15 protein-coding genes and 1 other RNA gene are annotated in these 18,710 nt (G+C 59.1%); all 16 read left to right on the top strand.

The window, feature by feature from the left end; genetic code table 11:
* Positions 1-74 precede the first annotated feature (74 nt).
* The 16 genes from rnpB (at position 75) to ftsA (ending at position 18,681) form a co-directional block, all read left to right on the top strand.
* An RNA gene (gene rnpB / locus Abci_RS04825) (RNase P RNA component class A) lies at positions 75-487 on the top strand.
* Between the two features lie 311 nt (positions 488-798).
* A complete protein-coding gene (mraZ, locus tag Abci_RS04820) occupies positions 799-1,272 on the top strand; it encodes a division/cell wall cluster transcriptional repressor MraZ (protein WP_048838022.1) in 474 nt (157 codons plus the stop codon).
* Entirely contained in the window at positions 1,269-2,288 is a 1,020-nt protein-coding gene (gene rsmH, locus Abci_RS04815; protein ID WP_048838021.1) for a 16S rRNA (cytosine(1402)-N(4))-methyltransferase RsmH, read from the top strand. The genes mraZ and rsmH overlap by 4 nt, the downstream gene beginning before the upstream one ends.
* Entirely contained in the window at positions 2,285-3,238 is a 954-nt protein-coding gene (gene ftsL, locus Abci_RS04810) for a cell division protein FtsL (protein ID WP_052944772.1), read from the top strand. The genes rsmH and ftsL overlap by 4 nt, the downstream gene beginning before the upstream one ends.
* A gap of 36 nt (positions 3,239-3,274) precedes the next feature.
* A complete protein-coding gene (locus tag Abci_RS04805) occupies positions 3,275-5,338 on the top strand; it encodes a peptidoglycan D,D-transpeptidase FtsI family protein (protein WP_048838020.1) in 2,064 nt (687 codons plus the stop codon).
* Positions 5,335-6,822 carry a UDP-N-acetylmuramoyl-L-alanyl-D-glutamate--2,6-diaminopimelate ligase gene (locus tag Abci_RS04800; protein ID WP_048838019.1) on the top strand — a complete coding sequence of 496 codons (1,488 nt, stop codon included), beginning with the start codon at positions 5,335-5,337 and terminating at the stop codon, positions 6,820-6,822. Before Abci_RS04805 ends, Abci_RS04800 begins: the two co-directional genes overlap by 4 nt.
* Entirely contained in the window at positions 6,819-8,204 is a 1,386-nt protein-coding gene (locus Abci_RS04795) for a UDP-N-acetylmuramoyl-tripeptide--D-alanyl-D-alanine ligase (RefSeq protein ID WP_048838018.1), read from the top strand. The genes Abci_RS04800 and Abci_RS04795 overlap by 4 nt, the downstream gene beginning before the upstream one ends.
* 3 nt (positions 8,205-8,207) lie before the next feature.
* Positions 8,208-9,302 (top strand): phospho-N-acetylmuramoyl-pentapeptide-transferase, encoded by a 1,095-nt coding sequence (gene mraY, locus Abci_RS04790; RefSeq protein WP_048838017.1) that lies wholly within the window; start codon positions 8,208-8,210, stop codon positions 9,300-9,302.
* On the top strand, positions 9,299-10,726 hold the full coding sequence (gene murD, locus Abci_RS04785; RefSeq protein ID WP_048838016.1) for a UDP-N-acetylmuramoyl-L-alanine--D-glutamate ligase: 1,428 nt from the start codon (positions 9,299-9,301) through the stop codon (positions 10,724-10,726). The genes mraY and murD overlap by 4 nt, the downstream gene beginning before the upstream one ends.
* Positions 10,726-11,892, top strand: coding sequence for an FtsW/RodA/SpoVE family cell cycle protein (locus tag Abci_RS04780; protein WP_048838015.1), 1,167 nt, complete (start codon positions 10,726-10,728; stop codon positions 11,890-11,892). Before murD ends, Abci_RS04780 begins: the two co-directional genes overlap by 1 nt.
* The gene (gene murG, locus Abci_RS04775) at positions 11,889-13,043 is read left to right on the top strand and encodes an undecaprenyldiphospho-muramoylpentapeptide beta-N-acetylglucosaminyltransferase (protein ID WP_048838014.1); all 1,155 of its coding nucleotides are present in this window, start codon (positions 11,889-11,891) and stop codon (positions 13,041-13,043) included. The genes Abci_RS04780 and murG overlap by 4 nt, the downstream gene beginning before the upstream one ends.
* On the top strand, positions 13,040-14,473 hold the full coding sequence (murC, locus tag Abci_RS04770; RefSeq protein WP_048838013.1) for a UDP-N-acetylmuramate--L-alanine ligase: 1,434 nt from the start codon (positions 13,040-13,042) through the stop codon (positions 14,471-14,473). The genes murG and murC overlap by 4 nt, the downstream gene beginning before the upstream one ends.
* Entirely contained in the window at positions 14,470-15,408 is a 939-nt protein-coding gene (gene murB / locus Abci_RS04765; RefSeq protein ID WP_048838012.1) for a UDP-N-acetylmuramate dehydrogenase, read from the top strand. Before murC ends, murB begins: the two co-directional genes overlap by 4 nt.
* A complete protein-coding gene (locus Abci_RS04760) occupies positions 15,405-16,346 on the top strand; it encodes a D-alanine--D-alanine ligase (RefSeq protein WP_048838011.1) in 942 nt (313 codons plus the stop codon). Before murB ends, Abci_RS04760 begins: the two co-directional genes overlap by 4 nt.
* Positions 16,343-17,254 (top strand): cell division protein FtsQ/DivIB, encoded by a 912-nt coding sequence (locus Abci_RS04755; protein WP_048838010.1) that lies wholly within the window; start codon positions 16,343-16,345, stop codon positions 17,252-17,254. The genes Abci_RS04760 and Abci_RS04755 overlap by 4 nt, the downstream gene beginning before the upstream one ends.
* On the top strand, positions 17,251-18,681 hold the full coding sequence (gene ftsA, locus Abci_RS04750; protein WP_048838009.1) for a cell division protein FtsA: 1,431 nt from the start codon (positions 17,251-17,253) through the stop codon (positions 18,679-18,681). Before Abci_RS04755 ends, ftsA begins: the two co-directional genes overlap by 4 nt.
* Positions 18,682-18,710 lie beyond the last annotated feature (29 nt).

Below are 18,710 nucleotides of genomic sequence, written 5' to 3'. Positions count from 1 at the left end.
ACCCGCATTTTACAGACAAGAGTTTTCTTAACAGCCCTTGACCTGCCGTGCGCGCCGACGCAGGGTGCCTCCCGCCAGACGGTCGGACGGTCGCTGCTCTGTTTTGCAGGGGAGAGGAAAGTCCGGGCTCCACGGGAGAACGGTGCCGGTTAACGACCGGCGAGGGTGACCTTAGGGAAAGTGCCACAGAAAACAGACCGCCTTCCGGGTTTATACCATGGGCGACTATGGGATGGAACTGAAGGTAAGGGTGAAACGGTGCGGTAAGAGCGCACCGCTCGGCCGGTAACGGAAGAGGCATGGTAAACCCCACCGGGAGCAAAACCGAATAGGAGCGACAGAAACCTGCTTGCAGGTTTCAGGGGTTCTCTCGCCCCGTTGCTCGGGTTGGTTGCGTGAGGTGTGCCGCAAGGCTCACCCTAGACGAATGACCGTCCAAGCCCCTTACGGGGCCGGACAGAACCCGGCTTACAGACCGTCTGGCATTTCTCCACATTTTGGCCATTTCATGGGATTTTGTGTCCCGTTCTGGGGTGCTCACACCAAAAACGAGAACATAATGAGAACAAATAGTGACAATCTCTTGTTGCGCTATTCAGTATTCGGGTCTCTGGCCTCATAAACTATTCTGGCATATTACTTTATAAATCGCAGTTTTCTGCTACTTTTTCTGTTGTTTTGATTTGCTTCCCATAAAATCCCATGCTATCCCAAATCACACCATGAGAGTGGTGTTGACGGTACCGTTCCCATTATCCCGTGAACGGAAGGGTCTGACTCGGAAGGAAAACGTGTTTCGTGGGGGTGTTTCTCGGCACGCATGAAAATCGATTCGACGCCAAAGGGCGCGTTTCTATTCCGGCCGGGTTCCGTACCGTTCTCAAAGCACAGCATATGGAAGGCGACGCACTGGTGATTCTTCGGCCCTCACACACACTACCCTGTGTTGAAGCGTGGCCGGCTGCCGTGTTCGCTCACCTGACACAGCCGCTGGACCGGCTGGATATGTTCTCCGATGCCCATGATGACCTGGCAGCAGCCCTGTATGCTGATGCCTACCCCATAGACCCCGACCGCGAAGGCCGGATTATTCTTCCGGATTTTCTGCGTGACCATGCAGGCCTGACAGGCTGCGCCACAGCCGCCTTCATGGGTGTCGGGCGTACCTTCCAGATCTGGGAGCCAAAAGCAGCAGAGGAGCGCCGTGCGGAAGCCCGTCTGCGCTCCCGCCGCATCAGCCTGCCATCCGGGCAGAATGGCGGTGGCGCATGAATGCCATGACCCACACCACTCCTGCTATTGGCACCTCCGGCCATGTGCCCGTCATGCTCACGGAAGTGCTTGAAGCGCTAAAGCCCGAAGCAGGCGATGCCATTCTGGACTGCACCTTTGGCGGCGGCGGATACACCACTGCCATTCTGAACACGTCAGACTGCACAGTCTGGGGCATAGACCGCGACCCCGATGCCATTGCGCGTGGCGAAGCGCTGGCTAAGGCGTTTGAGGCCCAGAGCGGCAAGCCCCGTCTGCACATGCTGCACGGCGGCTTTGGCTCCATGCAGCGTTTGGCAGAAGAGGCTGAGGCACCAGCGTTTAACGGCATTGTATTGGACCTTGGCGTGTCATCCTTCCAGCTTGATGAAGCCGAGCGCGGTTTCTCGTTCAAGCAGGACGGCCCGCTGGACATGCGTATGGCCAAAAGCGGCCCTACGGCAGCGGATATCGTAAATAAAGCGCCGGAAGCAGAACTGGCTGATATTTTCCATTTCTATGGGGAAGAACGTCAGGCACGCCGTGTTGCCCGCGCCATTGTGGCTGACCGTGTGGAAACACCCTTTACCAGCACCCTGCAACTGGCGGGCCTGATCCGCCGCGTTGTGCGCGCTGACCGCTCCGGCATTGATTCAGCAACCCGCTCTTTTCAGGGTCTGCGCATCGCTGTGAATGATGAGTTGGGTGAAATTGAACGGGGGCTTGAGCAGGCCCTTGACCTTCTTGCACCCGGTGGGCGGTTGGTTGTGGTGTCTTTCCATTCTCTGGAAGACCGAATTGCCAAGCGCGTCTTTGGTGCCGCAACAGGCAAGACAACACAAAGTTTTTCACGATACGACCCGCGCGCCGCAATGTCCCGTGGCGATGAAAGCCCTTTTGTGACCCTGACGCACAAGCCTGTCCGTCCTGGTGAGGCTGAATGCCTGACCAATCCACGCGCCCGGAGTGCCCGCCTGCGCGCCATAGCCAAACGTAACCCAGACGCTTCTTCCTGCGACAAAGGATTGAATCCATGATCCCTCGGCCCTTTACCTGCTGCTGTGCTGTTCTGGCCATTGCATCTGGATTCTTTCTGTACACAAAGAAGCACCAGACCACGTTGCTTGATCAGCAGATCTCCAAGATCGTGTCTGATACCCAGCGTGTGCGGGCGCAAACCGCTATGCTGCGTACCGAGTGGGCGCTGGAAAACCAGCCAGAACGCCTGACCCATCTGGCAGAACAGCACCTGACCGGTCTGCACCCGATGGAACCCACCCAGTTCGTGCGCATGGCAGACCTTGAAAAGCACCTTCCGGCTCTGGCGCATGGCGCGGATGTTAACCCGCGGCCAAGTCTTGCGGTTATGGCGGATGCGGCAACCCCCGCACCTGCGCATCCCGCACTTGCTGCTGTTGCTGATACACGCCCTGCGCGCCCAGCCGTTCCGGCTCCTGCGCATGTTCGTACGGAAGAAGCGGCCCCTGCCCAGCCTGCACTGGTGGCAGAAAACATTCCAGCAAAGCCTGCCGCACCACGCCCTGCCGTGCGCGCTGTCATTATGCACCATGATGCTGCCCCGACCGCTGTGGCTGAGGCTGACACGGACGTAACACCCGTTGCGCACACAGCCCCGCTCCGCCGCCCCGTACAGGTAGCTGCTGATACGGTAAAACAGGCGGCACCACGTCCGGTCCCTGCCTTTCTGGCTGCGGCAACCCCGGCACCCGTTCACCGCACCCCCGCTGTAACACGCGTAGCTGCCGTAACACCCCGTCCCGCCGCGTCCGCTGAGAGCGAAGGGGAACAGCAGGTCCGCCATCCGTTACCCGTGAGTGTGGCAAGTTGGCATGCAACCCGCGCACGGCATACTCCTGCCACGAATGCAGGGTATGTTGAAGCCCGAGCGAATTCCTCCTATTCGGGGGGCTCGCTTCTTGGCCGAGGGGACGACGCACTTCCTCCCCCTGTTCCCATGACCAACTAACTTTGTGCTCCAGATTGAAAGTGTTCACTCCCCGCAATGGCCCTACCGCCGCAAGATCATGACCCTCTCCTTCCGCCGGGGCGCACGGTACGCGTTACGGGGGATGATCTTCGGGCTCGGGCCCATCGGGATACAATGCATGTCAGGCTTCTGGCCGTTGCAGCAGGGTTCTGTGCCCTGTTTGGTGTTGTAGCCGTCAAACTTTCCGTCGCGACGGTCTTTAACCCGATGGAACCGGAAAAGCGGCAGATTGCGCCGCAGGTTCCACAAATTCCCAAAATTGACCCGAAAGCCAGCCTGGCGGGAGATTTCTCCCTGCCGCAGGTGCATCGTGCATCTATTGTGGACCGTAACGGCCAGACGCTTGCCCTGTCTCTGCCGGTAGCTCAGGTTTATGCCAACCCGCAGGAATTGATTGACCCCAAAGAGGTTGCTCAAAAACTGAAGGGCGTTCTGAAAGATCTGGACGAGGCCGAAACGGCCCGCCGCCTCTCTCTGCCCAAACAGTTTGTGTATGTGGCGCGTAACATTACGCCCCAGCAGGAACTGGCCATCAACAATCTTGGTATTCCCGGCGTGTATTTTGAACCCGGGGAACGCCGCCATTATCCATTAGGTCACATGGCCGCTCAGATCATGGGTACCGTGGATATTGATGACCACGGCGTAGCAGGTGTTGAGCGGTATTTTGACAAACGTCTAATGTCTGACCGCAGGCCGCTCCGCTTGTCTTTGGACGTGCGCGTGCAATCAGTTGTGCGGGACGAGTTGGCAACTGCCATGAGCACCTTTCAGGCCATTGGGGCCTGCGCCATTGTGATGGATGTGCGGACGGGTGAAATTATCGCCATGGTCAGCCTGCCTGACTATGATGCGAACGAATTTGCCCACGCAACCAATGACTCCCGGTTTAACCGTGCTGTCACGGGGCTGTACGAACCCGGCTCAACCTTTAAGCTGCAAACCGCAGCCATGGGTCTGGCCACTGGTACCATCAACATCTGGGACCGCTTTTCATCCGTGCCGATTCATGTGGGCCGGTTCAAGATCTCTGATATGAAAAGCGACCATTTTAGCGAATGGTTGTCCCTGCCAGAAGTTATGGCGCACTCTTCCAACCCTGCCGCGGCCCATATCGCGCTGGATGTGGGTGCAAAAAAACAGGCTGAATGGCTCAAGAATATGGGCTTCTTTGCCCCTGTTCCTGTTGAACTCCCTGAAGCCGCACGCCCGCTGGTCCCGCACCAGTGGAGCATTGCCACAACCATGACTGTCGGCTTTGGACACGGTGTTGCAGAGCCTCCGCTGGCTATTGTGCGCGGCACAGCCGCAACTGTGAACGGTGGCATCCTGATCAAACCCACTCTGCTTGAGCGGGAAGATGCTGCGTCTGCCATTGCAGGCAACACCGGCCCGGCTGGCGCAGAAAACCTTGAGCAGGACGTTCAAAAAACAGCATTCGAGCAGGCTGCTGCGCAGGCTGATGCGCTCCCGGCCACTAAACCGCTCCCTGACCTGAATGGAGAGGAGCCTTTACCCACCCCGCAAGGCACCCGCGTTATGTCTGAAAAAGTATCAGACCTGCTGCGCCGGCTGCTGCGGTTGGACGTGACGGCCGGCACCGGGAAAACTGCTGAATCTCCCGGTTATTTTGTCGGGGGCAAAACCGGCACGGCTGAAAAAATTGGTCCGCATGGCGGCTACCTCAAACATGTCAATATCTCGGCTTTTACCAGCGTATTCCCCATGAACGCGCCGCGCTACGCCGTCTATGTCATGCTGGATAGCCCGAAAGCCACTCCCCAGACCCACGGCTGGACAACGGCAGGGTGGAACGCCGCCCCCACAGTGTCCAAAGTGATCTCGCGCATTGGCCCCATGTTGCAGATTTTTCCCGATGTAGCCCATGCACAGCAGATTGACGCCAGTCTGGCGCTGCCCATGCATCCGGCAGTGCCCCGTGGCGTAAGGCCACTTGGCCCAGGAAATGACCCCGGTGACCCGCGCAAAGCCGAGGCAGCCCGCAAGGCACAAAAAGACGCCGAGAAAAAAATGCTGGCTGATATGAAAAAACACGCAAAAGAGGTCATGGACGAATGAGCCTTCTTCTTTCCTCATTATGCCATGCCGCTGGTGTAACTGCGCCTGCCTCCGCCGCCAGTGCGGGCACAGACCCTGCCATTTCCGCCATTACGGCTGATAGTCGGGCCGTTGCGCCCGGCACACTGTTTGCAGCCCTGCCCGGCACTCGTAACGACGGACGCCAGTTCATCGCCAACGCGGTTGCCCATGGGGCGGCGGCCATACTGGCACCTACCGGCACGCAATGGCCCGTGGGGGTACCAGCCTGCCCTCTTGTCACCAGTGATGAACCCCGTCACACACTGGCCCTGATGGCCGCCTGTCTGGCCGGGCCTCAGCCTGAGCGTCTGGTCGCAATTACCGGTACCAATGGTAAAACCAGCACGGCTGATTTCTTGCGGCAACTCTGGTCACTACAGGGCCAGAAAGCTGCTGCTGTCGGCACACTAGGCCTGACAGGCGTTGACCTGCCCGCCATTACACTTCCTGCCCTGACCACACCTGACCCGGTGGCTCTTGCCAATGGCTTGGCAGGGCTGGCCAAGGCCGGTGTGCAGCATGTCGCACTTGAGGCCTCATCCCACGGGCTGGCGCAACACCGGCTGGACGGACTCCATTTTTCTGCCGCCGGTTTTACCAACCTGACGCGCGACCATCTGGATTATCACGGCACGCTCGATGCCTACCGTGAGGCTAAGTGCCGCCTGTTTGCAGACCTGCTACCAGCAGGAAAAATAGCCGCCGCCAACGCAGATATGGACGCTGAAACCCTCCGTGTGCTGCACAACCTTGCCCAAAAACGAGGTTTCACTCTCAGAACGGTTGGCGAAAGCGGCGCGTATATTCGCCTCCTTCACCACCGGCCTCTGCCTGCCGGGCAAGAACTCACACTGGATGTGGGCGGGACACAGCACGTCATAACACTCGCGCTCCCCGGTCGCTATCAGGTGGATAACGCCCTGCTTGCCGCAGCCCTTGCGACCGAACATGACGCTGCCCTCCCGGATATCCTTGCCTTGCTGCCGCTTTTGCAAGGGGTCAGAGGCCGGATGGAACGGGCTGTTGTGCTCCCCAACGGCGCAAGCGCGTACGTAGATTATGCCCATACCCCTGATGCCCTGATCCGCCTGCTGGCGTCCCTCCGCCCTCATGCAGCGGGCCGTCTGGTTGTGGTGTTTGGTGCGGGCGGCGACCGTGACACCGGAAAACGCCCGCTTATGGCACAAGCCGCCGCGCAAGGTGCGGACTGTGTGATTATTACTGATGATAACCCCCGCACGGAAAATGCCGCATCTATTCGGGCGGATGTTCGGGCAGGCGCACCGGATGCGCTGGAAATTGGTGACCGCCGGACCGCCATTGCCGAAAGTCTGGCCATGCTTGGCCCGCAGGATGTTCTGGTGGTCGCGGGCAAAGGACATGAACTCGGCCAGATTATCGGTACAGAGGTTCACCCGTTTGATGATGCGGCTGTTCTGCGTGATCTGGCAGGTGTGGCATGAGCGCCCTCTGGACCCGTGCAGAACTGGAGGCCGCAACCGGGGGCCAGTTTCAGGGGGCATGCACGCCAACTGTTACCGGCATTTCCATAGATACCCGCACCCTTATTCCCGGTGACCTGTTTATTGCCCTGAAGGGCGATAACAGTGATGGCCATGCCCATATTGGCCTTGCACTGGAAAAAGGGGCTGCTGCTGTGCTGGTGCATGACACAACCGGCAATACGGACCCCCGCCTGCTGGTTGTGAAAGACACCTTGGCTGGCCTTGACGCTCTGGCCAATGCGGCTCGCGCCCGCTTTGGTGGAAAGGTGGTTGCCGTTACCGGCAGTGTGGGCAAAACCACGACCAAAGAGATGCTGCGCGTTGCCTTGGGTGCCCTTGGCCCAACCCACGCAGCTGAAGCCTCCTACAACAATCATTGGGGTGTGCCGCTCACACTAGCGCGCTTGCCGCAGGACGCTGCTTTCTGTGTTAGCGAAATTGGCATGAACCACCCCGGTGAAATCCTGCCTTTGGCGAACATGGTCAAGCCTGATGTAGCCCTTATCAGCACCATAGCGTCTGCTCATCTGGGGCATATGGGCAGTCTGGATGCTATTGCTCAGGAAAAAGCAACGCTCATCACCGCCTTGCCCGCAGGCGGCATTGCCATTGTGCCGGATGATGCAGAAGGCCAGCGCTTTTTTACTGCCGCTGCACAGCAGGCGCAGGCCGTGCTCTGGCATAGTGGCACCAAAGCAGACAGTACCGCGCGGCTGGACAATTTGCATATGGGGCCGGATGGCTCACAGTTCACAGTCCATATTGGGCAGACTGCTGTACCCGTCAACCTGACAGCACCCGGTGCGCATCTGGCCCGCAACGCGGTGACTGTGCTGGCGGCTGTTGCTGCCATTGGTGGAGACCTTGCCCGCGCTGCCGCTGCGTTACGCACATTCCAGCCCGGCAAGGGCCGGGGTGCGCTGACATCCATTGCAGATGGCACCATCACTTTGCTTGATGAGAGCTATAATGCCTCAGCAGCCTCCATCCGCGCTACGCTGGATGTGCTGCGCCTTGTGCCAGCCACCCGCCATATTGCCGTATTGGGTGATATTCGGGAGCTAGGTGCATTCTCAGTTTCCGAACATACGGCGCTGGCCCCTGCCGCTGCCGCCTGTGCTGACCTTGTTTTTTGCTGCGGACCCCATATGAAATCCCTTTTTGATGCCCTCCCCCCCGCCAGACAGGGTGCGTGGGCAGAAACCTCTGCCGCCCTCTCCCCTCTAGTCTGCTCCGCGTTGCGGCGTGGAGATGCGGTGTTGGTCAAGGGCAGTCTGGGAAGCCGCATGCGTATCATTATCGAGGCTCTGAACGGCCTGACTGCTGCGGAGCCTGCCTGACCCATGCTGTACCTGCTCTCCAATTACGACCTGCATGACACACACATGCCGCTGTTCAACCTGCTGCGTTACATCACGTTCCGCGCAGGGTGTGCCTGTTTAACCGCGCTGGTTATCGCACTACTGCTGGGCAAACCCCTGATTGCGCTGCTGCGCCGTATTCAGCGGGGCGGACAGCCTATCCGCGCTTTGGGGCCAGAACGGCACCTGCTGGAAAAAACCGGCACCCCGACCATGGGTGGTGTGCTTATTCTGGTGGCACTTGTTGTGTCCGTGCTGCTCTGGGGAGACCTGCAAAACGGGTTTGTCTGGGCCGTGTTGCTGACCACGCTGGCCTTTGGCGGCGTGGGCTTTGCAGATGACTACCTCAAGCTCTCCCGCCGCAACACGGATGGTGTGTCAAAGCGTGCCCGTCTGGGGTGTGAATTTGCGGCGTCTCTGGCCTGCGGCTGGTGGTTGCAGCACATTACACCGCCAGAACTAGCCAATCAGGTTGCTTTCCCGTTTGTCAAAGACCTGCTGCTGCCTTTGGGTTATGCTTTCCCCATCTTTGCCATGGTCACCATCACAGGGTTCGGGAATGCCGTGAACTTTACGGATGGGCTGGACGGTCTGGCCATTGTGCCTGTGGTCATTGCCGCCATGGTGTTTGGTATTCTGTCCTACATTGTGGGCAACCATGTCTTTGCTGACTACCTTCAGGTGCATGCCGTACCGGGCACGGGGGAACTTGCGGTTTTCTGTGCAGCTCTTGTGGGGGCTGGCCTCGGTTTTCTCTGGTTCAATGCCCCTCCCGCCAGTGTGTTCATGGGGGATACAGGCTCCCTCTCTCTGGGGGGTGCCCTTGGGTCTCTTGCCGTGGCCATCAAGCACGAGCTGGTGCTGTGCATTGTCGGTGGCCTGTTTGTGGTGGAAACCCTGTCCGTTGTTATTCAGGTCTTCTGGTACAAACGCACAGGACGGCGGGTATTTCTCATGGCCCCCATCCACCATCATTTTGAGAAAAAAGGCTGGGCCGAACCCAAGATCGTCATCCGCTTCTGGATTGTCTCCGTTATTCTGGGGCTGTGTGGTCTCGCCACACTGAAACTACGATGACCACCTTTCCTCCCACGCTTTTTGCCGGCCAACGTTATGCCGTTCTGGGCCTTGGCCGCAACGGCTTGCCTGCTGTTCTGGCACTGGCGCAGATGGGTGCCACCGTACAGGCGTGGGACGATGGAGAGGCTGCCCGGGCGACTCTGGCCCAGCAGGTGGCTGCCCTGCCTGCTGCGGTTCAGCGCCGTATCAACTGTGCCCCTTTCAACACCTTAACCGGGTTTGACGGGCTGATCCTCTCACCCGGTATTCCGCACGTTTTACCCAAGCCTCACCCAGTGGCATTGTTGGCACAACACGCTGGTGTGCCAGTTCTGTCTGATGCTGAACTCCTGTTTCAGGCTGTACGCCGCGCAGGTAGCAAAGCCCGTTTTGCGGGCATTACCGGCACAAACGGTAAAAGCACCACAACCACACTGCTGGCCCATATTCTGGCGCAAGCCGGACTGCCGGTTGCTGCCGGGGGCAATCTTGGCCCCGCAGCGCTGGCTCTGCCGCTCCTGCCGGATAATGGCGTATATGTGCTGGAAATGTCGTCCTACATGCTGGAGCGGTTGGACACACTGCATTTTACGGCCGCATGCCTGCTTAACCTGACCCCAGATCACCTCGACCGGCACGCTGGCATGGCGGGCTATGCCAAAGCCAAATTGCGGGTATTTGCCCACCAAACGGCAGATGACCTTGCTGTGATTGGTGTGGAAGACGATTTTTGCCGCGCCATTGCCTCCACACTCCGCACCACCGTTACCCCTTGCATAACCATTGCCGGAGCGCCAACACACCCACCGGCAGACCTGTATGGTCAGGATGGCAGCCTATGGCGTCACGGACAGAAGCTGGCAGATATTGGCCCCGCCCTGCCCGGCAGCCACAACGCACAAAATGCAGGCGCGGCTTTTGCCATGGCGGAGTTTCTTGGTGTTCCGGCCGCAGCCATAGCATCGGGTCTGGCCTCTTTCCCCGGCTTGCCACACAGGCAGAAAATTGTTGCCACACAGAATGGCGTTGCCTTTGTGGATGACAGCAAAGCCACCAATGCCGACGCAGCATCCCGCGCTCTTGGGTGCTACGAAAAAGTTATCTGGATTGCTGGCGGTATGGCCAAAGAAGGTGGAATTGCCTCTCTGGTGCCCTATTTCCCCCGCATTGAGCATAGCTTCCTGATAGGGCGGGATGCACCGCAACTGGCTGAAACATTAAGCGCCCACAGTGTGCCGTACACTATTGTGGAAACTTTGGATCGCGCCGTGCCCGCAGCCTTTGCCCAGGCTGTAGCCAGCGCAACGCCAGTCGTGTTGCTCTCCCCCGCCTGCGCCAGTTTTGACCAGTTTACAGGGTTTGAAGCTCGCGGGCAGCGTTTTCAGGCGCTGGCCGCAGACCTTGCAGACCCACACGCCGCCCAGACAGGAAAGAACGGCTGATGTCTGCTTATTCCCGAAGTAATGATTCCGTATTCGGGCGCTGGTGGCGCAATGTTGACCGCACCACGCTTATCTGCGCGTTCATCCTCATCGGGTTTGGCTATATCCTTATGCTTGCGGCCAGTCCTGCGGTGGCTGTGCGCATTGGCGCCTCCCGCAACATGTTCATTTTCAAACAGGTCATGTTCCTGACCATTGCGGGCGGTATCGTCACAGTAGTTTCCATGATGTCCCGCAAAGCTGTGCTGCGCATGGCCCAGATTGGCGGTGTGCTCATGCTGGGGGCAACGGCTCTTACGCTTGTGCATGGCATTGAAATTAAAGGTGCACGGCGCTGGATTGCATTGCCGCTTATGTCTCTTCAGCCATCTGAGTTCCTTAAACCCTGCTTTGCCGTTGTCACTGGTTGGCTGCTGACCCAGCGCAAAGTGTCCCGTTACTTCCCCGGCATGCTGCTGGCGCTGGCCCTGTTTGGCGTTATTTTAATGCTCCTGAAGTCCCAGCCGGACATTGGGATGCTCACCGTTATTACCACCGTGTTCATGACGCAGCTTTTTGTGGACGGCCTCAGCCTTATGCTGGTGGGTGTGGGCGTCGCGCTCATGATCGGGGCGGGCGTTTCTGCTTTCTTCCTGTTCCCCCATGTGCGCTCCCGCGTTGAGCGGTTCATGCACCCCGGCGTGGGTGACCATTACCAGATTGACACCGCTTTGCGTGCCTTTGGTAATGGCGGCCTGACAGGCCGTGGCCCCGGCGAAGGCCGCGTAAAAGACCTGCTGCCAGATGCTCACGCAGACTTTGTTTTTGCCGTGGCGGGTGAAGAATACGGCATGATTGTCTGTATGCTCATCATCGCCGTGTTCGGGGTTATTGTGGTGCGGACCCTGCTGCGCCTGATCCGGGAGGATGATCCGTTCGTAGTCATTTCCGTCACCGGGCTGGTGACTGGCTTCGGGTTGCAGGCTTTTGTGAACATGGCTTCCACCTTGCATCTTATTCCAACCAAGGGCATGACGCTGCCATTCATCTCTTACGGTGGCTCTTCCGCCATGTCTGTCGCTCTGGCGGTTGGCATGGTGCTGGCGCTTACCCGCAACCAGCCTGGCGGCCGCACTCAGATTGGAAACGGCTTCATGACCACCATCACAAAAAGGCGTGCAGCATGAGCAACCCACGGACCATTGTGATTGCCGCTGGCGGCACGGGCGGACATTTTTTTCCGGCACAAGCTCTGGCTGAGGCACTGGCTGCCCGCGGCCACACACTCGTTCTCATGACCGATGAGCGCGCAGGCACACGTACAGAAGGCGTATTTGCCAACGGCCCGCAATATGTACTGCGCGGGGCAGGTGTTGCGGGGCGTGGCCCGGTGCGTGCACTTAAGGCTGGGCTTACCCTGCTTGCAAGTGCCTGGAAAGCCAGGTCCATTCTGGCAACACTCAAGCCAGATGCGGTCATTGGTTTTGGTGGCTACCCGTCTGTTCCGCCCCTGCTGGGTGCGCGGCTTCTGGGCCAGAACCATCCGGTCCTGATTATTCATGAAGGCAATGCTGTACTGGGCAAGGCCAACGCTGTGCTGTCACGCTTTGCCAATGTTATTGCCACGTCCTACGCATCGGTTGCCAAGCTGCCGATCGGGGCCAAAACCGTTTTCACCGGTATGCCTGTACGCCCCCCCATTGCCGCTCTGGCCGGAGAAGGCTTCACCCCTCCGGCTGAGACCATTTCTCTGTTGGTATGGGGCGGGTCTCTCGGGGCTACGGTGTTTGCTCAGGTTGTGCCAGACGCTTTGGGCCGCCTGCCGGAAGCCATACGCACCCGGCTTCGGGTAACGCAGCAGGCCCGCAAGGCAGATCTGGATGAAGTACGGGCCGCTTATGCCAAAATGGGCATTCAGGCCCGTATTGAACCATTCCTGAACGATGTGCCGGATCTGCTCCGCACCGCCCATCTGGTCATTGGCCGTGCTGGAGGGTCTTCCGTGGCAGAGCTAACCGCTGCTGGCCGTCCGTCCATCATGGTGCCGCTTCCCATTGCCGCGAGTGATGAGCAGACCGAAAACGCCCGCGCCATCACCACTGCCGGTGCAGGCTGGATGATACGCCAGCCCGACTTTACCCCTACAGCTCTGGCCAGCCGCCTGACAGAGCTGTTCACCTCGCCAGACGAGCTGGCCCGTGCTGCGGCAGCAGCCGCTGCCCTTGCCAAACCTGACGCCGCCACCCGTCTGGCCGACTGTGTAGAAGAATGTTTGCATCTTTCCCCCTCGCCCGCCGCCCCAACACCTCAAGCCAGCCACACGGAGTCCAGAACATGAGAGCCCTGCCCCTTTCCATTGGCACCATTCACTTTGTGGGCATTGGGGGCATTGGCATGTCTGGCATTGCTGAGGTGCTGTGCATGCTGGGCTATTCCGTACAGGGGTCCGATATTGCTGAAAACGCGAACGTCAAACGCCTACGGGCCGCTGGTATTCCTATCTTTATCGGTCACGATGCAGAAAACCTTGGCAACGCACAGGTGGTGGTTATCTCCACCGCTGTCAGCCGTAACAACCCGGAAGTTGTTGCCGCCCGCAGCCGCCTGATTCCGGTTGTACGCCGCGCAGAAATGCTGGCCGAGCTTATGCGCCTGCGCTGGTCCGTAGCCATTGGCGGCACACATGGCAAAACCACAACCACCAGCCTTGTTGCTGCTGTGCTGGAAGCCGCACAACTCGACCCGACCGTAATTAATGGCGGTATTATTGAGGCCTACGGCACCAATACGCGCATGGGCAAAGGGGACTGGATGGTTGCCGAGGCAGATGAGAGCGATGGCTCGTTCCTGCGCCTGCCAGCGGTCATCTCAGTTGTGACCAACATGGACCCGGAACATCTGGACCACTGGGGCACTGCCGAGGCTATGGAAGCAGCCTATGATCAGTTTGTCTCCAACGTGCCGTTCTATGGCTTTGCCGTGCTGTGTATTGATCACCCTGCCGTGCAGCAGATGATCCCGCGCCTGTCTGACCACCGCATTGTTACCTATGGGTTCTCCCCGCAGGCGGATGTACGGGCAGAAAAGCTGATTACGGATAAAATGGGGGCAACGTTTGAAGTCACGCTGACAGACCGCGTCACCCGCCGCACCCGTAAGGCTGGGCCGTTCCGCCTGCCTATGCTGGGTTCTCACAACGTACAGAACGCGCTTGCCGCCATTGCCGTGGCAACGGAGATGGATATCAGTGATGATGTAATCCGCTCGGGGCTGGCAGCCTTCCGGGGTGTCAAACGCCGCTTTACCCGCACGGGTGAGACCGGGGGCATTACTGTTATTGACGATTACGGCCACCACCCGGTCGAAATTGCTGCTGTGCTTAAAGCTGCCCGGCAGGCCGGTGCCAGAAACGTCATTGCCGTTATGCAGCCCCACCGCTATTCCCGCCTGCAAATGCTGTTTAACGACTTCTGCACCTGCATGAACGATGCAGACACGGTCATTGTGTCTGATGTTTATGCTGCGGGCGAAGACCCCATTGAGGGTATCAGCCGTGACAAGCTGATTGAGGGCCTGCGTGAACGTGGCCACCGGTCCGTTGTGCCGCTCTCCAGCCCTGACCACCTGGCAGAAATGGTGAATGCCATTGCCAAACCGGGTGATTATGTTGTGTGCCTTGGGGCTGGCACCATTACCAATTGGGCGCAGGCCCTGCCGGAACAGCTTGCTGCCCTGCAGGCCCAGAACAAAGGCGGACACGCAGCATGACAGCACCAGACCTGAGCGCTCTGGTTGAAAAGGCCTTTGCTGGCACACGGGGGCGTGTAACTGCCAACGCACCACTTGGCCCGCGCACATGGTTCCGTGTTGGCGGGGCGGCGGAATGGTTGTTCCAGCCAGCAGATACGCAGGACCTTGCTGAGGTCATGCAGAAACTGTCACCAGAACTGCCCGTCATGGCACTGGGTGCCTGCTCCAACGTGATTGTCCGTGACGGCGGCATAGACGGTATTGTTGTGCGCTTGGCGCGTGGTTTTGCTGATGTTGTAGTGGAAGCCGATGGTTTGGTTGTAGGCGCCGCCTGCCTTGATGCCACGGTAGCAGAACATGCTGCGCAGGCCGGTTTGGCAGGGCTGGAATTTCTGGCTGGTATTCCCGGCTCCATTGGCGGGGCGGTGCGCATGAATGCCGGAGCTTATGGGTCCGACATGGCTGCCGTGCTGGACTGGGCCGAAATTGTGACCCGTGATGGCAGCATTATGACACTGGACTCCAGCGCCCTGAAATTTGGCTATCGCCGCTCCAATCTGCCGGAAGGGGCCTTGGTAACACGCGCACGCCTGCGCGGCACACCGGCTCAGCCTTCCGATGTGGCCGCCCGCATTGCCGAGGTCCGTGCCGCGCGTGAGCAATCCCAGCCGGTCCGGGCCAGAACAGGCGGCTCCACCTTCCGCAATCCTGCTCCCGAGGACTCACAACGCAAGGCCTGGCAGTTGATTGATGATGCAGGATGCCGTGGCCTGACCCTAGGCGGCGCACAGGTGAGTGAAAAACACTGCAACTTCCTCATTAACACCGGCACGGCAACAGCTGCTGATCTGGAAGCCTTGGGAGAAGACGTGCGTAAGCGCGTAGCCCAGCATTCCGGCGTCACGTTGCACTGGGAAATAAAGCGGATTGGCAAAACCGGAGTAAGCGCATGAGCACCGGCAAACGGGTTACTGTCCTGATGGGTGGCATTTCATCCGAGCGGGAGGTCAGTCTTTCTTCTGGCAGGAATGTGGTGGAAGCCCTTAGCTCCCTCGGCCACACCGTGACCGCTCTGGACGCCGGGGCAGACCTTGGTGTGCTTGTGGCGCAGCTTAAAGAGCAGAAACCGGACGTTGTGTTTAACGCATTACACGGTCAGTTTGGGGAAGACGGGTGTATTCAGGGCATTCTGGACTGGATGGGCCTGCCTTACACGCACTCCGGCGTACGGGCCTCCGCTACCGCTATGGATAAAGCTGCGGCTCGCGCCGTTTTCCTTGCCGCCAAGCTGCCGGTAGCAGAGGGCAAGGTTATTCGCATAGAAGACCTGACCAAAGCCGACCCTCTGCCTATGCCTTACGTGGTAAAACCTCTTAGCGAGGGCTCTTCCGTTGGCGTATCCATTGTGCGTGAAGGCTCTAACGCCCGTCACAGCATTGTTGAGAACTGGCATTATGGGCCACACGCGCTGGTTGAGGAGTTTATACCGGGCCGCGAAATAACTGTTGGCGTTATGGGAGACCGCGCCCTGACGGTCACAGACATCACGCCCACGCCCGGCGCTGGGCATGATTTTTATGACTACGCCGCCAAATACACGGCAGGCGGGTCTGCCCATGTTCTGCCAGCCCAGATTGACCCGGAGATTGCGGAACAGGCCTGCGCCATTTCTGTTGCGGCGCATCAGGCGCTGGGCTGCTCGGGTGCCTCACGCTCTGACTTCCGGTTGGATGATACTGGCCCCGGCCCGGCCCGCCTTATTCTGCTTGAGGTCAACACCCAGCCCGGTATGACAGCAACCTCTCTGCTGCCAGAACAGGCTGCCTATTGTGGCATCAGCTATCCGGACTTGTGCGGCTGGCTGGTTGATCAGGCAACCTGCCGCGAATGAGACCCACCCCAACCCCACCAGACCGTCCGTCATCCATCGGGCTTTTTGCCCGTAGGCAGAAGCGCCTGCTGCGCCCGTTCATCGGGCTGCTGGTGCTGGCAGCTGTGGGAGGTGGCGCTTATGTTTACCTGCAAAAACCCGGCACACAGGAACGGCTGGCCCCCTTATGGGCACAGATTGTCGGCAAAATGCCGTTACGCATCACGGCTATCAAGGTGGATGGCGTACAACTGACGAGTGATGACGCCATTCACAAAGCGCTCGGCGTCTCCATTGGGGACCCGGTCCTGAATTTCAGTGTTGCAGAAGCCCGTGACCGCCTGAATGCCCTGCCTTTTGTGGACCATGTGGTGGTTGAGCGGCATTTGTCGGGTGAAATTGATGTTCATATTACTGAGCGTCCCCCTTTTGCCGTTTGGCAGCATCAGGGCCATTTTGTTCTGATAGATCGGCAGGGTAACCGTGTGCCGGATCAGGGCATGACAGGTAAGGATGCAGAAGCCTTCACCAAACTCCCCCTTGTGGTGGGAGACGGTGCGAACGAGCCAGCATCCGCCCTTATTGATGCCCTCTCCCAAGAGCCAGAGGTGCGGAACCGCGTTACAGCCGCAGTGCGGGTGAGCAACCGCCGGTGGGACCTGACGCTCAAGGCGGGTGCCACCGTGCTTTTACCAGAGGGCGAGGAAGTGCCTGCCATTCACCGGTTGGCACGCTACCAAGCCAGCGACCAGCTTCTGGATAGACCCGTTGTGCTGATTGACATGCGCCTGCCAGACCGCCTGACCATTCGTGAAAAACCACCTGAGGTCACCCCGGAAGAAGCCGCACAGGCCAAACCGGGCGTAGACGCAGCAGCCCCTACCAAACCCAGCCACCCCTCACCGCCCATACCGGGACGCCCACAATGACCGACCGCACACGCTCTGCCTCTCCCACTTTTTCTCTCGGGGGTCGGTCCGCAAAAAAAACACCCCAGACCACCAACTCTTCGGGTTTGCTGATGAGTGGTGGGGATGGCTCACTCCCGCTCCCGCCCTCTGAAGCCAACAAACGTCAGCGCACATGGCGGAACGGTTATGCGGCGGTGCTCGATATCGGGTCGACCAAGATTACCTGTCTGATCGGCAAGGGCGAGCCTAATGGTATGCTGCGCGTTGTCGGCTGTGGATGGCGGCGGTCCGATGGTATTCGGAACGGCGCCATAACTGACCTGCACAAGGCTGAAGCCGCCATTCGTGCCACCGTGGGGCAGGCCGAGATGATGGCCGAGCGTACCATAGATCGGGTTGTGGTGAACCTCTCCTGTGGTCATCCGGCCAGCCGTCTGTTCAATGTGCGCTGGCCCGTTGGCGGTCGCGTGGTGACGGAAGCCGATATTCGCCGCGTTGTAACGGAAGGCCGCGTGCAGGCCACCGTGGAAGGCCGCGATGTTGTGCACACGCTGCCCATTGATTTCACGGTGGATGATACGGAGAACGTTGCTGACCCACGCGGCCATCTCTGCGAAACCCTGAAGGCCCGCCTGCATATTATTGATGCCGCTTCCACAGCGCTCCTCAACCTCCAGACCGTTCTGAGCCGGGCCGAACTGAAACTGGAAGCCCTGGTCTCCTCCCCCATGGCCTCCGGCCTGTCCGTGCTGGATGCGGATGAGCGAGAGCTCGGCACCACGGTGATTGAAATGGGCGGTGGCACAACCTCTCTGGCGGTTTTTGGAGAAGGCCAGATCCTGCATACTGCACAGATTGGCGTGGGGGGCCTGCATGTGACGCGTGATATCGCACGCGGTCTCAGCACGTCGCTTGAAAATGCCGAGCGCCTGAAAACCGTTTATGGCAGCGCTGATCTTTCTTCTGATGTTGAAGATGAACTGCTGACCGTGGAACTGCTTGGTAACGATGTACCGCATTTTGAGCAGATCTCCCGTGCGCAGCTAGGCCGTATCATCCGCCCCCGCATGGAGGAAACGCTTGAACTGGTGCGGGAAAAACTGGATGGCGCAGGCTTGGGTAATGCCGCAAGTGGCCGCATTGTGCTGACCGGCGGGGCCTCTCTCCTTGATGGCATGCGCCCTCTGGCAGAGCGTATTCTTGGCTCACCGGCTACAAAAGGGCGGCATGGCCCCTCCTTTACACGCACGGTCCGGCTTGGGCGTCCCAAACATATTATTGGCCTGCCGGAAAAAACTGCCGCAGCCGCAGGGTTTGCAACCGCCGCAGGCCTGCTCTCCTGGGCGGCCAGTGCTGAACGACCTTTTGGCGATGTAGAGTTTAGGGAAGCGCCACCTTCTGGTTTTTTACAAAAACTCGTTGCTTTTATTCGTGAAAAAGTTTGATACACTTGCTCAACTGCTAATATAGTCTG

It is taken from the genome of Acetobacter cibinongensis (assembly GCF_000963925.1).
In the GTDB taxonomy this organism is placed as follows: domain Bacteria; phylum Pseudomonadota; class Alphaproteobacteria; order Acetobacterales; family Acetobacteraceae; genus Acetobacter; species Acetobacter cibinongensis.
The sequence above is the reverse complement of the archived record's forward strand: the minus strand, read 5'-3'. Positions and strand labels throughout refer to the sequence as shown.